Annotated in this window: 16 protein-coding genes; 8 read left to right on the top strand and 8 right to left on the bottom strand. The window is 64.1% G+C overall.

All coding sequences use genetic code 11. From position 1 onward, the window contains the following. Window positions 1-113 precede the first annotated feature (113 nt). The 3 genes from AC1DYR_RS17170 to AC1DYR_RS17160 all read left to right on the top strand — a co-directional run bounded on the left by AC1DYR_RS17170 (window position 114) and on the right by AC1DYR_RS17160 (window position 3245). Window positions 114-1220 (top strand): aminoglycoside phosphotransferase family protein, encoded by a 1107-nt coding sequence (locus AC1DYR_RS17170; protein ID WP_477706171.1) that lies wholly within the window; start codon window positions 114-116, stop codon window positions 1218-1220. 100 nt (window positions 1221-1320) lie between these two features. Then, window positions 1321-2079, top strand: coding sequence for a 16S rRNA (uracil(1498)-N(3))-methyltransferase (locus tag AC1DYR_RS17165; protein ID WP_477706170.1), 759 nt, complete (start codon window positions 1321-1323; stop codon window positions 2077-2079). After that, window positions 2076-3245 (top strand): MFS transporter, encoded by a 1170-nt coding sequence (locus AC1DYR_RS17160; RefSeq protein WP_477706169.1) that lies wholly within the window; start codon window positions 2076-2078, stop codon window positions 3243-3245. The genes AC1DYR_RS17165 and AC1DYR_RS17160 overlap by 4 nt, the downstream gene beginning before the upstream one ends. A 284-nt stretch (window positions 3246-3529) precedes the next feature. Here AC1DYR_RS17160 and AC1DYR_RS17155 read toward each other — a convergent pair whose 3' ends face one another. Together AC1DYR_RS17155 and AC1DYR_RS17150 are read right to left on the bottom strand one after the other, a co-directional pair. Then, entirely contained in the window at window positions 3530-4459 is a 930-nt protein-coding gene (locus AC1DYR_RS17155) for a lysophospholipase (RefSeq protein ID WP_477706168.1), read from the bottom strand. A gap of 77 nt (window positions 4460-4536) precedes the next feature. After that, window positions 4537-6012, bottom strand: a complete 1476-nt coding sequence (locus tag AC1DYR_RS17150; RefSeq protein ID WP_477706167.1) for a M20 family metallopeptidase — start codon at window positions 6010-6012, stop codon at window positions 4537-4539. Between the two features lie 211 nt (window positions 6013-6223). On the opposite strand from AC1DYR_RS17150, the gene AC1DYR_RS17145 reads away from it, so the two are divergent. Beyond that, the gene (locus AC1DYR_RS17145; RefSeq protein ID WP_477706166.1) at window positions 6224-7090 is read left to right on the top strand and encodes a DUF72 domain-containing protein; all 867 of its coding nucleotides are present in this window, start codon (window positions 6224-6226) and stop codon (window positions 7088-7090) included. Here AC1DYR_RS17145 and asd read toward each other — a convergent pair. Together asd and AC1DYR_RS17135 are read right to left on the bottom strand one after the other, a co-directional pair. Further along, the gene (asd, locus tag AC1DYR_RS17140) at window positions 7087-7941 is read right to left on the bottom strand and encodes an archaetidylserine decarboxylase (RefSeq protein ID WP_477706165.1); all 855 of its coding nucleotides are present in this window, start codon (window positions 7939-7941) and stop codon (window positions 7087-7089) included. The two genes, AC1DYR_RS17145 and asd, sit on opposite strands and share 4 nt — an antisense overlap. Before the next feature lie 73 nt (window positions 7942-8014). Then, window positions 8015-8203 carry a heavy-metal-associated domain-containing protein gene (locus AC1DYR_RS17135; protein ID WP_477706164.1) on the bottom strand — a complete coding sequence of 63 codons (189 nt, stop codon included), beginning with the start codon at window positions 8201-8203 and terminating at the stop codon, window positions 8015-8017. Between the two features lie 166 nt (window positions 8204-8369). On the opposite strand from AC1DYR_RS17135, the gene AC1DYR_RS17130 reads away from it, so the two are divergent. From AC1DYR_RS17130 to alkB, 4 genes are all read left to right on the top strand, one after another. After that, window positions 8370-10811: a heavy metal translocating P-type ATPase gene (locus tag AC1DYR_RS17130; protein ID WP_477706163.1), complete on the top strand. Its 2442-nt coding sequence runs from the start codon at window positions 8370-8372 to the stop codon at window positions 10809-10811. After that, the gene (gene cueR / locus AC1DYR_RS17125) at window positions 10804-11217 is read left to right on the top strand and encodes a Cu(I)-responsive transcriptional regulator (RefSeq protein WP_477706162.1); all 414 of its coding nucleotides are present in this window, start codon (window positions 10804-10806) and stop codon (window positions 11215-11217) included. The genes AC1DYR_RS17130 and cueR overlap by 8 nt, the downstream gene beginning before the upstream one ends. Before the next feature lie 100 nt (window positions 11218-11317). Next, entirely contained in the window at window positions 11318-12061 is a 744-nt protein-coding gene (locus AC1DYR_RS17120) for a 2OG-Fe(II) oxygenase (protein ID WP_477706161.1), read from the top strand. 10 nt (window positions 12062-12071) lie between these two features. Then, window positions 12072-12725 (top strand): DNA oxidative demethylase AlkB, encoded by a 654-nt coding sequence (gene alkB, locus AC1DYR_RS17115; RefSeq protein WP_477706160.1) that lies wholly within the window; start codon window positions 12072-12074, stop codon window positions 12723-12725. 15 nt (window positions 12726-12740) lie between these two features. Here alkB and otnI read toward each other — a convergent pair whose 3' ends face one another. Genes otnI through AC1DYR_RS17095 form a run of 4 tightly spaced genes read right to left on the bottom strand, consistent with a single transcriptional unit; the run spans window position 12741 to window position 17773 of the window. Next, the gene (gene otnI / locus AC1DYR_RS17110) at window positions 12741-13574 is read right to left on the bottom strand and encodes a 2-oxo-tetronate isomerase (protein WP_477706159.1); all 834 of its coding nucleotides are present in this window, start codon (window positions 13572-13574) and stop codon (window positions 12741-12743) included. A 5-nt stretch (window positions 13575-13579) separates the two neighbouring features. Further along, window positions 13580-15457 carry a SulP family inorganic anion transporter gene (locus AC1DYR_RS17105; protein WP_477706158.1) on the bottom strand — a complete coding sequence of 626 codons (1878 nt, stop codon included), beginning with the start codon at window positions 15455-15457 and terminating at the stop codon, window positions 13580-13582. A gap of 46 nt (window positions 15458-15503) precedes the next feature. Further along, window positions 15504-16895 (bottom strand): chromate efflux transporter, encoded by a 1392-nt coding sequence (gene chrA / locus AC1DYR_RS17100; RefSeq protein ID WP_477706157.1) that lies wholly within the window; start codon window positions 16893-16895, stop codon window positions 15504-15506. Then, a complete protein-coding gene (locus AC1DYR_RS17095; protein ID WP_477706156.1) occupies window positions 16892-17773 on the bottom strand; it encodes a chromate resistance protein ChrB domain-containing protein in 882 nt (293 codons plus the stop codon). Before AC1DYR_RS17095 ends, chrA begins: the two co-directional genes overlap by 4 nt. Window positions 17774-17809: the final 36 nt, after the last annotated feature.

Here is a 17809-nt window from a genome sequence, read left to right as displayed (position 1 = left end):
TATGTGAGATAAACCCGTTTGTAAAATCAGGCCTGATTATCCATGACCCTCCACTCCGTCCCCACAATGTCGAATCAGCGCCCAATTGCAGGGCTGGCAGGGACTCCAGAAACATGACCACCCCTTCCATTGCCTGGGCCGACCCGGCACGTGCCATGACCTTTGAAGCCTGGCTGACTGCCGCTGCCCGCCAGCACAATCTGCGGGTCGACACCATCAAGCCGGCATCAGCTGACGCAAGTTTTCGCCGCTACTTCCGGGTGGACGCAGCAACAGGCGATGGCAGTTACATCGTGATGGACGCGCCGCCCGCTCAGGAAGATTGCAAACCTTTCGTCAAGGTCGCCGGCCTGATGAGCGGCGCCGGCTTGATTGCCCCACGCGTACTGGCCTGGGATGAACCAATGGGCTTCATGCTGCTAAGCGACCTGGGTACGCAGACCATGATGGAAGTGATTGCGCCGCCCGCCGAGGTTGACGCTATCGCCAGCCCCACTCCGGCGCACTACGACCTGTATGTAGATGCGGTGGAGGCCTTGGTGCGCTGGCAACTCGCCTCCAGGCCCGGTGTGCTTCCGCCCTACGACGATGCTCTCCTGTCGCGCGAGCTGTCGCTCTTTCCAGACTGGTATGTCGCCAAACATCGCGGGCTGGCGCTGGACACCGGCCTTCAGGACAAGCTGAACGTCATCTTCGAACAGATCAAGGCCAGTAACCTGAACTCGCTGGATGGCGCACGGGTGTTCGTGCACCGCGACTTCATGCCCCGCAACCTGATGATTCCCAATGGATCATCGCCGCCCCCCGCAGACGCACCACCGCTTGGCGTGCTCGACTTTCAAGATGCGGTCTACGGCCCCATCACTTATGACATCGCCAGCCTGATGCGCGACGCCTTCTTGAGCTGGGAAGAAGATTTCGTACTGGACATCACCGTGCGCTATTGGCAAAAAGCCCGCAAGGCCGGTCTGCCGGTTGGCGACGATTTTGGCGAGTTTTACCGGGCCGTGGAATGGATGGGCCTGCAGCGCCACCTCAAGATTCTGGGCATCTTTGCGCGCCTCACGCTGCGTGACGGCAAGCCCAAGTACCTGGCCGACACGCCCCGCTTCATCAAATACGCCCGCAACACCGCCGCGCGCTACCGGCAGCTCGGGCCGCTGATGGTGCTGCTCGACGAGATCGAGGGCAACGAAACCCGCGTGGGTTACACGTTTTGATGAAAAATATGGCTCTAGCCCATATGGGTATTGGACAGGTAGCTGCTATTTTTATAGCAAAAACACCTGTGCCCCCTCGTACCGCTTCAAGGCCTGCCCCGTGACCGCCCGTTTCTACGCCGACATCGCCCTGTCGCCCGGCAGCTCCGTCAGCCTGCCCGCGCATGCGGCCCGCCACGTGCAGGTCTTGCGCATGCAGCCCGGCGACGCGCTCACGCTGTTCAATGGCCGGGGAGACGGTCAGGCGGGCAGCGAAGGGGAATTCGCCGCCACGGTTGAGCGCATGGGCCGCAGCGATGTGGACGTGATGGTCGGCGCCTACACCGCCACGGCGCGTGAGGCCCATCGCGCCGTCCACCTGGCCGTCGGCATGCCCGCCAACGAACGCATGGACTGGCTGATTGAAAAAGCCGCCGAATTGGGCGTGGCCAGCATCCAGCCCTTGATGAGCGAGCGCAGCGTGCTGCGCATCAAGGGAGAGCGAGCCGACAAAAAAATCGCGCACTGGCGGGGCGTCGCCGTCGCGGCCTGTGAGCAATGCGGCCGCAGCCGTGTGCCGCTCGTTCACGACGCCGCCAACCTGTCTGACTGGCTTAAAGGCGCGGGGCAAGGTGCGGCTGGCAGCAACCGGCTGTTGCTCTCATTACAAAACGGCAGCCGGCCGCTGGCCGAAGCCGTAGCTGCCGGCGGTGCGCTGACCTTCCTGAGCGGCCCCGAGGGCGGCCTCAGCCCGGCTGAAGAGGCTGCGGCCATGGCTTGCGGTTTTGCGGCCGTTACCCTCGGCCCGCGTGTGCTTCGGGCCGAAACCGCACCGCTCGCCTGTCTGTCGTTTCTCGCTGTGACAGGCGGCGCGCCATGAACCGCAATCTCTGGCTGCTGGCCGTCTGCCAGGGCCTCTTTCTCACCAACAACGTTACCTTCATCGCCATTAACGGCCTGGTCGGCCTGAACCTGGCCCCGCTAGGCTGGATGGCGACACTGCCCGTCATGGGTTACGTGGTGGGCGGCGCGCTATCCACGTCCGTGGTGGCGCGCACGCAAACGCGCTTCGGGCGCAAGACTTCCTTCCAGCTGGGCCTGCTGGTGGCCGTCGCCTCAGCGCTGCTGTGCTGCTATGCGGCTTACAGCAAAAATTTCTGGCTTCTGGTGGCCGCCACCGTGGTGGCGGGCTACTACAGCGCCAATGCCCAGCTCTACCGCTTTGCCGCAGCCGAGCTCGCCCAGCCTGCTTTTCGCGAAAAAGCCATTTCCCTGGTCATGGCTGGCGGCCTGCTGGGCGCCGTTGCCGGGCCTAACCTGGCGGCCTCTACGCGGGGGCTGACCGACGTGCCCTTTGCAGGCGCCTACCTGGCACTGGCCGGCGTGGCACTACTGTCGATGGCGCTGCTGGCATTCATCCGGTTTCCGCCACCGCCCGAGGCGCATGCCAACCGCGGTGGCCGGCCGCTTCGCGAAATCATGCGGCAGCCGATCTTCATCGTGGCCGCCGCAGCCGGTGCCCTGGGCTTTGGCGTGATGAACCTGCTGATGGCGGCCACGCCAATTGCCATGCAGGTTTGCGGTTTGCCGTTTTCCAGCGTCGCGCTGGTGCTGGAGTGGCACGTGATCGGCATGTTCGCACCCGGCTTTTTCACCGGTCACCTGATCAGGCGCTTCGGCACTTTGCCCATCATGGCGGCGGGCCTGGCGCTCAACGTGGTGTGCGTGCTGATCGCGCTCTCGGGCGTGGAGCTCAAGGAATTTCTGGTGGCGCTTTTTTTGCTGGGTCTGGGCTGGAATTTTCTTTTCACCGGCAGCACCACCCTGGCGCTTGCAACCTATCGCCCGGAAGAAAAAGACAAGGCGCAGGGCGCGCTCAATTTCTGTATTTTTGCCGTGCTGGCGGTTTCCTCGCTGGCCTCCGGCGTGCTGGTGACCACCCAAGGCTGGGCGCTGTTGAACCTGGGGTCACTGCTGCCGCTGGGGCTCACCGCCGCCGCGCTGGCCTGGCTTGCACTCGGCCAACGTAAGGCACCGAATGCCTAAGAACCTGTTTACGCCTCGCACCGTGTCCGACATTGCGGCCAGGCTGGGCATGGAACCCGGCGATGCCAGCTAGCTGGCTGGGATGCTGCCAGGCCTTATCAATCACCTGACGCCCGAAGGCCAGGCCCCTGCGCAAGGGCTGGGAAACGGCGAAGACCTGATGGGCATGTTGGGCTGCCTGCTTCAGGAGCGTTGAGGCATTGGCTGCTGCCGGTTGCCATCAGTTATTGCTATTGTTTTTATAGCTATTTGCGCGCCGAATTTCCCTTGGAATTTCTTACGCGCTAAAAGCGGGCGTCCAGCCAGGCCTTGAGCGTGTCAAACACCGGCTCCGACTCGACTTCATTGAAGATCTCGTGATAGAGACCCTCAAAGCACCGCGCTGTCACCGTACCGGCCGTCACGGCCGTTGAGTTGGCCGCGTTTTCCGCAAAAGCGCGGCTGCCGGCCGGGTTGACAAGCCGGTCCGCACCCGCATACATCAGCAGCGTAGGCGTGCGCCATTGGGAGGCGGCCACTACCGTCGCGGGGCCCGCTGTTGCGACGAATTTACCCAGGCGTGGCGAGATTCTGTGGTGCACCAGCCGGTCGGCGAAGTATTTTTTGACCACCTCTTCATCGTGCGAGATGTAGCGCGCGTCCAGGCCGTTGCCCACACACAGGTCGGGAGCCAGCCTCGGCATAAAGGCCAGCAGCAGCTTTTGCAAGGCGCTGAGCCCCGGATCCAGCGCAGGGGAAGACATCACGAGGCCTTCCACGGGGCGAATGCCCAGCGCGACAAACCGGCTCACCACCAGACCGCCCATGCTGTGGCCAAGCAGGATCAGGGGAAGGTACGCAGGCGGCTGCAGGCTTCGTCCGTCCGCGCGGACCTCCTCCAGAAGGCGCACGCCACGCAGGCGCGTGTCATCGACGATCTCGGCCAGGTCGTCCAGCAGTGCAGTCTCATTGGGCAGCACACCACGGACCCCGCCCGATTCGCCATGGCCGCGCTGGTCGTAGGCGCGCACCGCAAAACCCCAGTCGAGCAATTGGCCGGCAACATGCTCGTAGCGGCTGGCGTGCTCGCCCAGGCCATGAACCAGCAACACCATGGCGCGCGGCGGCAGTGCAGTTTGATCCGCTTCGCTGGCAGAAACATCCAGTGGCCACTCATAGAGAGCCAGGTTCTCGCCGTCACGGGCGGTGAATGGCGCTAGGACGGTGGAATGCATAGCGCAACGGCCCAAACCCTGGCCGGAAAAAGTGCAACCGGCAAAGCGCGGCTAAAAGAAAGGCGGTTCACCCGAACTCAACCGGGAACGCGGGCCATCACATGCGCGACCGCGGCGGTCAGCTTCCTGGCGTAGGGCACGTTCAGGAATTCGTTGGGGCCGTGGGCATTGCTCTTGGGGCCGAGCACACCGCAGACCATCATCTGCGCCTTCGGGAAACCCTTGCTCAGCATGTTCATCAGCGGAATGGTGCCGCCCTGGCCGATGGTGCCGCAGGGCGCGCCGAAAAAGCTTTGCGATGCATCATTGAGCGCGTTTTCAAACCAGGGCACAGTGCGGGGCGCGTTCCAGCCGGTGGCGCCGCCGTTGCTTTCAAACGTGACTTTGGCCTGGTAGGGCGCATTGTCTTCCAGAAGCGTCTTGAGTTCCTGCACGGCCGCAGCCGCGTCGATCAGCGGTGGAAAGCGCAGCGAGAGCTTGAAGGCGGTGTAGGGGCGCAGCACATTGCCTGCATCCTTGAGGGCTGGAAAACCTTCGGCACCCGTCACGCTCAGCGTCGGGCGCCAGGTGCGGTTAAGCAGGGCTTCCACCGGGTCGGTCGTGGTGGGCAAGGCAAATGCGCTGGAGCCTTCGCAGTCGTAGTGTGCCCACGGAAAGCGCTTGTAGATTTCCTCGCCGAGGATTTTGGCGGTGGCCTGCGCCTGCGCCAGCCGGTCGGCCGGAACTTCACAATGAAAACTCTGCGGCAGCAGGCGACCGGTCTTGCTGTCTTCCAGGCGGTCCAGCACCTGGCGCATGATGCGAAAGCTCGACGGCACCAGGCCGCTGGCGTCGCCGGAGTGCACGCCTTCGGTGAGAATTTCCACCTTGAGCACGCCCGCCGCGTTGCCGCGCAGGCTGGTGGTCAGCCACAGCTGGTCGTAGTTGCCCGCGCCGGAATCCAGGCACACCACCAGCGCTACGTCGCCCAGGCGCTCACGCAGCGCATTGACGTAAGGCAGCAAATCGTAGGAGCCGCTTTCCTCGCAGGTTTCGATCAGGCCAACGATGCGCGGGTGCGGCACGTTCTGCGCTTTGAGCGCCTGCACCGCGGCAATGCTGGCGTAGACCGCATAACCATCGTCGGCGGCGCCACGGCCATAAAGCTTCCCGTCTTCGTACTTGGCCATCCAGGGGCTCAAATCATTGCGCCAGCCGGTGAACTCGGGCTGCTTGTCGAGGTGGCCGTACATCAACACGGTTTGCGTCGAATCGGCGCGCGTGGCCGGGATCTCAAAGAACAGCACCGGGGTGCGGCCTTCGAGGCGCACGATCTCCAGCGTGAGGCCTTCGACCTTCTGCGCCTCGACCCAGGCCGCCGCGTTGCGCATGACGGTGTCGATGAAGCCGTGCTGCGCCCAGTCACTGTCAAACGTGGGGGACTTGGCTGGGATGGAGATGTAGTCGGTGATCTGTTTGACGATGTCGCCGTCCCATTGCGCCGTGACCTGGGACAGAGCCTGGGCGGCGTTAAGGATGCTGGCGGGGATTTCGCGGTGCAGTGGGGCGTTCATTGGAAAGGCTCCGGGAACAGGAATATCGGCTTTTTAGGGCAGCATTTTGCTGCGGCACCTGCTACTGTACGCTTCCAACACAGACCGCGCCACCGGCCACGGGAAGACCCGCAATTGAAGAATTCAACCTACAACGCATCGCGGGCGGCGTGGGCAAAGATAACTCCTCTAATTTGGACGAGAAAGCAGACAAGTACGCCACGGAGCCGCCATGACACCAGCAAGCCGCGCACACGCGCCATCTTCCGCCGCCACGCCTTCCACGGCAGCCGATTCCCGCATCCGTGCTGGCGTGGGCGGCTGGACCTTTGAGCCGTGGCGCGACAACTTTTTCCCAGCCGGCCTGTCGCACAGCCGCGAACTCGAATACGCAAGCCGCCGGCTGAGCGCCATCGAGGTCAACGGCACCTACTACGGCACGCTCAAGCCGGCCAGCTTCAGGAAGTGGCGCGACGAGACGCCGGACAACTTCATGTTTTCCCTCAAGGCCTCGCGCTACGCGACCAACCGCCGCGTGCTGGCCGAGGCGGGCGAGTCCATCCAGCGCTTCACTGAAAGCGGCATCAGCGAGCTGGGCAACAAGCTGGGCCCCATCGTCTGGCAATTCATGCCCGGCAAGGTGTTTGAGGCAGGGGATTTCGAGGCGTTTCTGTCGCTGCTGCCCAAACAGGTGGACGGCCGGGCGCTGCGCCATGTCGTCGACGTTCGCCACGAGAGCTTTATGTCGCCCGATTACCTGGCGCTGGCACGCCGTTACAAGGTCGCCACTGTATTTACCGACGCCGACAAATTTCCGTCTTTCGCCGACCTCACGGGTGACTTCGCCTACGCTCGCCTCATGATGAGCGAAGCAGGCCTGGAGACCGGCTACGAGGAAGGCGCGCTGAACGCCTGGGCTGAGCGCGCGCGGCAATGGGCCGACGGATCCGCGCCGGCCGACCTGCCGACGCTGGAAGAAGCCCCGGCACAGGGCAAGCCGCGCGACGTGTTTGTGTATTTCATCAACGGCGCCAAGGAAAGGGCGCCGGCGGCGGCCATGGCGTTTTTAAACTGCCTGGGCTTCACGCCCTCTGCTTAACCGTAGACCGCCATGGCTTCGCCGAGCCGTATTTCGCGCCCGGGCGCCCACTCGGGGTTGAACTGCAGCGGCCCCTTGGGAAACAACATGACAACGGTGGAGCCCAGCAGGAAGCGGCCCATTTCTTCGCCCTGCTTGAGGCGGATCGTCGAGGTCGGCTCGTCGGGATAGTCCCATTGCCGCACCACCTTGCCGCGCGGCGGGTTGACCACACCGTGCCACACCGTGGCCATGCTGCCGACAATCGTTGCGCCGACCAGCACCAGCACAAACGGCCCGCGAGCGGACTCAAAGACGCAGACCACGCGCTCATTGCGCGCGAACAGCCCCGGCACACCGCGCGCAGTGACGGGGTTGACCGAAAACAGGTCGCCCGGCACATAGATCATGCGCGTCAGCCGGCCACCGGCCGGCATGTGGATGCGGTGGTAGTCCTTGGGGCTCAGGTAGAGCGTGGCGAAATGGCCGTCCTGGTAGTGCGCAGCCAGCGCCGCGTCGCCGCCCACCAGTGCGGTGGTTGAATAACTGTGGCCCTTGGCCTGGAAAATCTGGTCCTTCTCAATCGCACCGAACTGGCTGATCGCGCCATCCACCGGTGAGATCAGCTCGGCTTTTGCCAACGGGCGTGCGCCGGGCTTGAGCGCGCGCGTGAAGAAGTCGTTGAAAGTGAGGTAGCTGGCAATGTCCGAATTGAGGGCCTCGTCCATGTTGACCTGGTACTTGGCGACAAAGCGGCGGATGATCTCCGTGGTGATCCAGCCGCGCTCACGCGACGCCACAAAACCGGCAAAGTTGGTCAGCGCCTGCTTGGGAAACAGATATTGGGGAAGAACGGCGAATCGGTCGGACACTAGGCGGCTCGATGGAGGAAGGAAGGGCCATTCTATCGATGCTCAACCGTCCTTCCCGTCGGATACAAGTGCCTTACCGTGCGGGATAACCCGCTTCGGCAAGGGCCGCCGCCACAGTAGCCTGGTCTTGCGAAGACTGCACCACGACCTTTTTCGATACCAGGTCGACGTTGACCTGCGCAGCCGGGTCCAGTAACTTGACGGCTTGGGTAATGGCGCCGGCGCAGTGGCCGCAGCTCATGGCGGGGATGGTGAATTCCATAAAACGTATTTCCTGAAAGTTGAGAAAGTTGAGACAGCTTGGGCCCAAGTCTGAACCTTCCCATAGGGGCAGGGTCAAGCGCCGCCTGCCAAGTCCCTGCTTGCGTTCAGGGCTATTGACTGAGAGCCCTTGACCCTCCCATGGTGGTAAGGTTCAGACTGCCGTCATGAACATCACCTCCCCCCAGAACCAACCTGCCGCCGCGGCCGCACTGACCGAGTGGCTGCTTCCCATCGAGGGCATGAGTTGCGCCTCCTGCGTGGCGCGTGTGGAACGCTCGCTGGCCGGCGTTCCTGGCGTCCAGGACGTCAGCGTCAACTTTGCGACCGAGCAGGCCAGCGTTAAAGCACGCAGTGATGTCGGCATGGACACGCTGAAGGCGGCCGTCGCAAAAGCAGGCTACCGGGTGACCGAGCAGGCCCTGCAGCTTCAGATAGACGGCATGACCTGCGCTTCGTGCGTGTCGCGCGTCGAAAAAGCGCTCAAGCAGGTGCCGGGAGTGCTGTCGGCCAGCGTCAACCTGGCGACCGAGACCGCCGAGGTCAGCGTGGCAGGCAACGCCATCATGCTGCCCGCGCTGATGACGGCAGTGGCCAGGGCCGGCTACCAGGCGCGGGAGATCCACGCCGCTGGCGCCCTTGTCGACAAACCCGCTGCTGCCTGGTGGCCCATTGCATTGGCCGCGGCATTGTCAGCACCGCTGGCCCTGCCCATGGTGGGCGCGCTGTTCGGCAAAGACTGGATGCTCAATGGATGGCTGCAATGGCTGCTCGCCACGCCGGTGCAATTCTGGCTGGGCGCACGCTTTTACCGCGCCGGCTGGAGCGCCTTGCGCGCTCGCACCGGCAATATGGATTTGCTGGTCGCCTTGGGCACCTCAGCCGCCTACGGCTTGAGCGTCTATCAATTGCTACGGCATGGCGGCCACGGCATGGCTCACCTCTATTTTGAAGCCTCGGCAGTCGTCGTCACGCTGGTGCTGCTGGGAAAATGGATGGAAGCGCGCGCCAAACACCAGACGACAGCCGCCATCCGCGCGCTGCAGGCGTTGCGACCTGATACGGCGCTCCGCCGACGCGATGGGAAGGATGAGGACGTTGCCCTGCAAGACATACAGCTCGGCGATCTGGTGGTGGTGCGCCCGGGAGAACGCATCGCAGTGGACGGCGAGATCGTGGAAGGCAGCACGCAGGTTGACGAATCACTGATCACCGGCGAAAGCCTGCCAATCGCCAAACATGCAGGCGACCAGGTGACAGGCGGCGCGGTCAATGCCGAGGGCCTGATCGTAGTGCGCACGACCGCCATCGGTGCGGAGACTACGCTGGCCCGCATCGTGCGGATGGTCGAGTCGGCCCAGGCCAAAAAAGCGCCAATACAACGGCTGGTGGACCAGGTCAGCGCCGTGTTCGTGCCGGTGGTGATAGCGATTGCCTTTGTGACGCTGCTGGGCTGGGGCTTGGCCACGCATGACTGGGAGGCGGCCATCCTCAATGCAGTCGCTGTGCTGGTGATCGCCTGTCCCTGTGCGCTGGGGCTGGCCACGCCCACCGCCATCATGGTGGGCACGGGCGCCGCCGCACGCCGGGGTATCCTGATCAAGGACGCGGAGGCGCTAGAAGTGGCGCACAGCGTCAAGGTAGTGGCTTTTGACAAGACCGGCACGCTGACCGAGGGCAAACCCGAACTGGTGGCGCTGGAGCCCAACGCCATCGCCGCCGATGAGTTGCTGGCCTGGTCGGCCGCCATCCAGTCGGGCAGCGAACACCCGCTCGCCCGCGCGGTCACACGGCGCGCTGCGGAGCAGCAGCTGGAGATTCCCACAGCGACAGAGTTGCGCGCCGTCGCCGGCCGCGGCATGGCCGCCGTGGTGGCAGGCCGCGAACTGCGGCTCGGAAGCCCGCGCTTCATGCAGGAGCTGGGTCTGGACTTGAACAACCTCGCCGCACTGAACGCTCGCGCCAAAGAACTCGAAGCCCAAGGCCGCACGGTATCGTGGCTGGCCGAGGTCACCGGAACACCGCGGCTTCTCGGGCTGATGGCGTTTGGCGACACGCTCAAAAGCAGCGCGGCGCCGGCGATTGCCCGCCTCCACGCACTGGACATTCAAACCGCTTTGGTGACCGGCGACAACCGCGGCAGCGCCGAAGCCGTGGCGCAGCAACTCGGAATGGACCTCGTGCACAGCCAAGTGCTGCCTGCGGACAAGGCCGCCATCATCGGGCAACTTCGCGTCGGCGTGCAGGCGCATGGCGGACGCGTGGCCATGGTGGGCGACGGCATCAACGATGCACCGGCCCTGGCGGCCGCCGATGTGGGCATCGCGATGTCCACCGGCACCGACGTGGCCATGCATGCGGCCGGCATCACGCTGATGCGTGGCAACCCGGCGCTGGTGGCGGATGCCATCGACATTTCACGCCGCACCTACGCGAAGATACGCCAGAACCTGTTCTGGGCCTTTGTCTACAACGTGGTCGGCATCCCGCTGGCCGCGTTGGGACTGCTGAGCCCCGTGATCGCCGGCGCCGCCATGGCGCTGAGCAGCGCCAGCGTGGTGATGAATGCCTTGCTGCTGCGCCGCTGGAAGGGAAACACCCATGACTAACACCATTGATACAGGCCCGCTCAACATCGGCCAGGCCGCTGCGCACACGGGCGTGTCCGCCAAGATGATTCGCCACTACGAGTCGCTGGGCCTGCTGCCCACGGTGCATCGCACCGACGCGGGCTACCGCCAATACGGCGAAAAAGAAGTGCACACGCTGCGCTTCATACGCCGCGCCCGTACCTTGGGCTTCAGCATGGCCGAGATCACTGAGCTGCTCAAGCTATGGCAGAACAAGCGCCGCGCCAGCGCGGACGTCAAACGCATCGCACTGGCCCATATGGCTGATCTGGAGTGCCGCATCGCGGAGATGGAGGCGATGAAGCAGACCCTGGGGCACCTGGCGCATTGTTGCCAAGGCAACAGCCGGCCCGACTGCCCTATCCTGACCGAGTTGGCGGCTTGATCGCGACTGAATGAAATGTCCGGTTCTGGCGAGCGTCAGCGAGCCGCCGGATTTATCCTGAGCTGTTGATGGACGCTCCATCGCCCTGACGGATTGCAGCATGCCACTTGTTTCTGAAGCACCTACCCTGTTGCCCGACCCAACTGATGCCAGCGCTGGCCAGGATAACTGGGCGCGCATCACAGCCACACTGAACCGGCACGGCAGCGCTGTGCTGCCACAGCTGCTGAGCGCGCAGGAATGCGAAACCGTGGCCGGGCTGTATGCCGATGCATGCCATTTCCGCAGCCGCATCGTGATGCAGCGCCACGGCTTCGGCCAGGGTGAATACCAGTACTTCAATTACCCGCTGCCGAACATTGTGGCGCGGCTGCGCACCACGCTTTACCCGCAGTTGGTCGGCGTGGCCAATGCCTGGAACCAGGCCATGGGGATTGACGTCCGCTATCCGCCGGTCCATGCCGATTTCCTCGCATGCTGCCACGCGGCAGGCCAACAGCGGCCTACACCGCTGCTCTTGCAATATGGTCCTGGAGACTACAACTGCCTGCACCAAGACCTGTATGGCGAGCACGTGTTCCCTATCCAGGTCGCCGTGCTGTTGTCGCGCCCGGGCGAGGACTTTACCGGCGGCGAATTTGTGCTGACGGAGCAGCGCCCGCGCATGCAGTCTCGGCCTGAAGTGGTGCCGCTGCGGCAAGGCGATGCCGTAGTATTTGCCGTGCATCACCGGCCGGTGCAAGGCAGCCGAGGGTTTTACCGGGTCAACATGCGGCACGGCGTGAGCACAGTGCGCAGCGGGCACCGGCACACGCTGGGCATTATTTTTCATGATGCTCAATGAAGGAGATGGCTTGACCTTGGGGATTTTCGATGAGGTGCCGGCGCCATACACCGCGCCCGAGGTGATGGCACCGGGCGCCATGCTGCTGCGCGGGCTTGCCCTCGAGATGGACGAGGTGTTGCTGCAAGCTGTGCAAGACGTCGCCGCGGCCGCGCCGCTGCGCCATCTGGTCACGCCCGGCGGCTACACCATGTCGGTCGCGATGAGCAATTGCGGCGCGCTGGGCTGGGTGTCGGATCGCAGCGGTTACCGCTATGACGCGAAGGACCCGCTGTCTGGCAAGCCCTGGCCGCCCATGCCGGGCTGCTTTGCGGAGCTGGCGCTGCGCGCCGCGGCGGAAGCGGGCTTTAATAACTTCCGTCCGGACGCCTGCCTGATCAACTGCTATGAGCCCGGCGCACGGCTTTCGCTGCACCAGGATAAGGACGAGGCCACGCTGGACGCGCCCATCGTGTCGGTCTCGCTGGGCTTGCCGGCGATGTTTTTGTTCGGCGGCCTGAACCGCAGCGACCGCCCCGCGCAATACCGCCTGGTGCATGGCGACGTGGCGGTGTGGGGCGGCCCGTCACGGCTGGCTTATCACGGGGTGGCGCCGCTGGCCGATGGCGAACATGCGCGCCTGGGGAGGCAGCGCATCAATTTGACGTTTCGTTGCGCGCGCTGAATGCTGCGAACGCGCTCAGGCGCGTTCGCGAAATCTTTTCAACCAGCCCAGCCCGGCCTGCGTAGCGCCGGCTTCTTCGCCGCGCAGCGGTTTGTATTCACACCCTACCCAACCGCTGTAGCCGAGTTCATCGAGCAGCGCGAACAGATAGGGGTAGTTGATCTCACCGACATCCGGTTCATTGCGGCCGGGCGCGCCCGCGATCTGCAGATGGCCGACGTGGCCCGTGGGCAGGTAGTTGCGCAGTTTCATGGCCAGGTCGCCTTCAACGATCTGGCAGTGGTAGAGGTCCATCTGCACCTTGACATTGGACGCGCCGACTTCGCGGATGATTTCATGTGCATGGTCTTGCCGGTTCAAAAAGAAGCGCGGAATGTCGCGCGTGTTGATGGGCTCGATCAACAGGTCCACACCCACCTTGGCCGCCAGTGCGGCCGCCTCACGCAGGTTGTTCACATAGGTCGGTTGCACCGCTTCACGCTCCACCCCGGCGGGCAGTGTGCCCGCCATCACGTGAATGCGCGGGCAGCCCAGCGCTTGCGCATACTCCAGCGCAATCGCGATGCCGCCACGGAATTCGGCTTTATGGCCCGGCAGGCAGGCCGTGCCTTTTTGCGAGGAAGCCCAAGCCTTCTCGATGCCGGCCACATCCACACCACCCGGCGGCGCGTTGAACAGCACCAGCTGCTGGCCGTGCTGTTGCAGGATGGCCTTGAGTTCGTGTGGGGCCCAGGCATATGGGGACAGAATTTCCACAGCCGTGAAGCCGTCCCGCGCAGCGGCGGCAAAGCGCTCCGCCATGGGAAGCTCGGTGTACATCCAGCTGAGGTTGGCGGCGAATTGGGGCATGGGTTTCAGGCGGTGGGTGTGTCCGGGCCGGGCGCAGACTGGCATTCCCAGAATATCCGGGCGGTGCAGCGCCGGCAAATTTCCGGGTCCAGTTTGCTGAATATGGTGGAGATCGCGGTGAACTTGTCGGGAAACTGATGTTCGGGCCCCAGCACGCTGGTAAAACCGGTCTTGCGCCACATGCGGATCACTTCCGGCCGCGGCCGGTGAAAGTACAGGTCGCCACCCATGGCGCGGCGCGCGGCGAGTTCGGCCTCCCAGAGCTCGGCGCCGGCCAGGTCGATGAAGTTCATGCTCTTGCCCATGACCAGCAGGTGTTTTTGCGGCTGCGGCTGGGTGCGAAGCGCGTGCAGGATGTCGGCCACATGCTGGGTCGCGCCGAAGTAGACCTCGCCTTCCATGCGCAGCAGCTTTAATTGTGGACACTCAGGCAGCACCTGACGGGGCGCTTCCTCGGGCCCGTCAGGGCCCATCGATTTTTTGGCTTCCAGCCCCGCGTCGGGCGAGTTGTCGATCACCACAAACTGCCGGTCCAGACCACGGCCGTCAAAGCCCATGGTGCGCATCGCTGGTTTTGATGTGCGATAGAGGAAAGACATCAGCGACAAAATCATGCCCAGCAAGATCGCGATCTCCAGTCGTATGGTGACGGTCGCCACCATGGTGGCCATCGCCACCCCAAAGTCGCTGCGGCTCAAAGTGAACAGCTGGCTCCAGCGCGCGAAGTCCAGCAGCGCGAACGCTACCAGCACCAGCAACGCCGCGAGCGCAGCCATGGGGATCTGCGCCAGCAACGGCGCGCTTACCGCCACCAGGGCCAACAGCAGCAAAGCGGAGAACACCGAGGCCAGCGGCGTGCACGCACCGGCTTCCAGGTTGGGCATGGAGCGGTTCATCGAGCCGCAGGAGACATAGCTCGAGAACAACCCGCCGACGATGTTGGACAGGCCCTGGCCGCGGAATTCTCGGTTGGCGTCTATGCGCTGGCCCGAACGAAGCGCTACCGTCTTGGCGATCGAGATCGCCTGGCCCAGCGCGACGATGGTTAATGCAAACGCCAGGCCGATGAGGTCGGCGGCCTGCGCCCAGCTGATGCGCGGCACTTCGAACCTCGGCCAGGGTATGGGGATCTGGCCCACAGTACGCAACGAGGCGGAGGGTGCGGCACCGGGATGAAGAAGGCCGCTCCACACCCAGGCCAGCGCAGTGGCCACCGCCAATCCAATCAACATGTAAGGCCAGTTGCGGCGCAGGTGGCGCAACAGCAGCGCGACACCCAGGGTGATGGCCGCAACACCCAGCGCCATGGGTTGAGCGGAAGCGATCTGCGTGAGAACATGTCCCAGAACCGCCGCCGCGCTGTGTTCAGGCGCGGCCGGCAGGCCCAACAGGTCGGGCAACGCATGCACGGCGATCAGCAAGGCCGCACCCGACGTAAAGCCGAACAGCACAGCCGGCGAAATGAAGTTGGCCAGCACGCCCAGGCGCAGCGCGCCTATTAACCATTGCATGATGCCGACCATCACGGTGACGGCCAACGCCAGCTGGATGTAAAGCGGGCTGAACGCCATCGCCAGCGGCGAGAGCATGGCAAACAGAGCCAGCGAGTTTGCATTGGTAGGGCCCGACATGACATGCCGGCTGGAGCCGAAAAGCGCGGCGATGATGCAGGGAATCACAGCGGTGTATAGCCCGTAGGCCGGCGGCAGGCCGGCCAGCGTCGCGAAAGCAATGCCTTGCGGCAGCACGAGGACCGCGCCCAGCAGGCCGGCCATCGCGTCGGCCCGCAAGGTAGCGGGCGACACCTCACACACCCAGTCGCCAAAAAGGCGCTCCAGGAGCGGAGTTGATGACCGGGATGCGCTGGGGTCGGAAGGTTCCATCACTAGGGCTTGAGCATACCGCGCCCGGCGCTCCTGGGGGGCGCGATCAGGCCAGGCCGGACAGGCGCAGCAGCAAGCCGGCCAGGGCCGACGCAAAGATGACCTGGATCACACCGCGCTTGTAGCGCAGCAAGGCCACGGCTGCGCCCAGCGTGATGGCCAGCGCGTAGAAATCCACTCTGGCCCACCAGGACCCTCCGGCGTCTGCCCGCAAGGCAATGTGCGCAAGGAAAAACAGTGCCAGACTGGCGATCACCCCGACCACCGCCGCCGTGATGGCTGCCAGCGGTGCAGTGAAATGCAGCTTGCCATGCGTGGACTCCACCAGCGGCCCACCCGCCAGGATGAACAGGAAGGAGGGGAGAAAGGTAAACCAGGTCACCACGGAGGCCGCCAGCGCAGCGCCGAGAAACAGCATGTCCGGCCCCAGCACCTGCTTTGCCCAGCCGCCCATAAAACCGACGAAAGCCACCACCATGATCAGCGGGCCGGGCGTGGTTTCACCCAGCGCAAGCCCGTCGATCATCTGCGGGCCGGTCAACCAGTGGAACTGCTCCACCGCGCCCTGGTAGACATAGGGCAGGACCGCATAGGCGCCGCCGAAGGTGAGCAGCGCGGCCTTGGTAAAGAACCAGCCCATCCGCGTCAGCGTGGCGTCCCAGCCCTGGGTGGCCATCAAGACCCCCATGGGCAGCAGCCACAGCACCGCGCCCACCCCCAGCACGGCAGCCAGCCGCGAGGACTTGAAGCGCGCATGCTCCGGTGTCGGCGTGTCGTCGTCGATCAGCGCCGGCCCATACCCAAGCTTCGCCTCGCCATGCCCCGCGCCACCGGAAAACTGCGCCGGCGAGAAGCGGGCTCCCAGCCATCCCACCACCGCCGCGCCAAGCACGATCAGCGGAAACGGCACGTTCGACACATAGATTGCTACAAAACTAATAGCTGCTATCGCCCATAGAACAGGAGCCTGGGCCGGTTTTCTTAATGAACGTGAGCCGATGCGATGCACCGCCTGCAGCACAATGGCGGCGACCGCCGGCTTGATGCCGTAAAACAGGCCTGCGACCAGCGGCACATCACCAAAGGCCACATAGACCCAGCTGAGCGCGATCAGGATAAACAGTGAAGGCAGCACAAACAGCGCACCTGCCACGATCCCGCCCCAGGTGCGGTGCATAAGCCAGCCGATATAGGTAGCCAGCTGCTGTGCCTCGGGCCCGGGCAGCAGCATGCAGTAGTTCAGCGCATGCAGAAAGCGCCGCTCGCTGATCCAGCGTTTTTGCTCGACCAGCTCGCGGTGCATGATGGCAATCTGCCCGGCAGGCCCGCCAAAGCTGATGAAGCCGAGCTTGAGCCAGAACCTGAGCGCATCGGCAAAAGACACAGCCGACGGCCGTTCATGGGGCAAAGGGCGGGAAGAGGGCAAGGCGGTGGTCACTTGGCAGCTCCGGTCATGGTTTCTGGTTTCCAATTGTGCGGCTCGCCTTGCGCACTGCGGCACCATGCGTAGAGTGCGTCGTATAACGGCATGGCAGCCTCCAGCATGGCGTGGTCGTCGTCTGCGTGCAGGCGCGACAGGCCCAACGAGAACGCCAGCAGGCCGGCCGATTGCGGCGCGAGTTCGAGGCGGTCTGTGTCGGCGCCACGCACGATGCGGGCCAGGATGGCCAGCGCGGGATCTGTCAATCCAAAGGCCCGCATCAGAGTGTCAAAGCTGCACAGCTCGCCTTCATGCGAGACCGGCGCGCCAGGAATGTCGTAGGCCACGGCACCCAGCCGTTTTGCTTCACTCAGCACCTGCAGAGTCGGCACGTAGAAGAATTCCGCGCGCTCATCGATGAAGCGCCGTACCAGCCAAGGGCAGGCGATCCGGTCGATTTTGGGCCGCTCGCGCGTGATCCAGCGCGAGGCCTGCTCGCCGGTGACGCCCCAGTCAGGCCGCTTGACGACGGTGACCGGGCGCTGTGCGCGCCATTGGGCAATGTCTTGCGGCGTATCAACGCCGTCTTCACCGCCTTCGATACCGCCGGACAACGCATACGCATTCCAGCCCGCGGCGCGCAGTTCAATGACAGCATCCGCGCTGACGTTGTGCCCATAGACGCAATACACCACGACTTCGCGTGGCGGCTGCGAGATGGAAAAGCTTGCAATGTCTTCCGGTGCGCAGCGCCGGGCGCCTGCAATCAGATGGGGGCTTTCAAGGAACTTGCCTTTGCGCCGCACGTCGAGCAGCAAAGGTGCATCGGCACGGCCCATGCGGGCTGCGAGTTCTTGGGGGGAAATGGAAGGAACGGAAAGGGTAGAGGTGTCCACGGAGTACTCCAATGAGTTGCCAGCGCTTGGACGGGA

Source organism: Polaromonas sp. P1_F9, from assembly GCF_056405615.1.
This window is presented reverse-complemented; position numbering and strand designations above follow the sequence as displayed.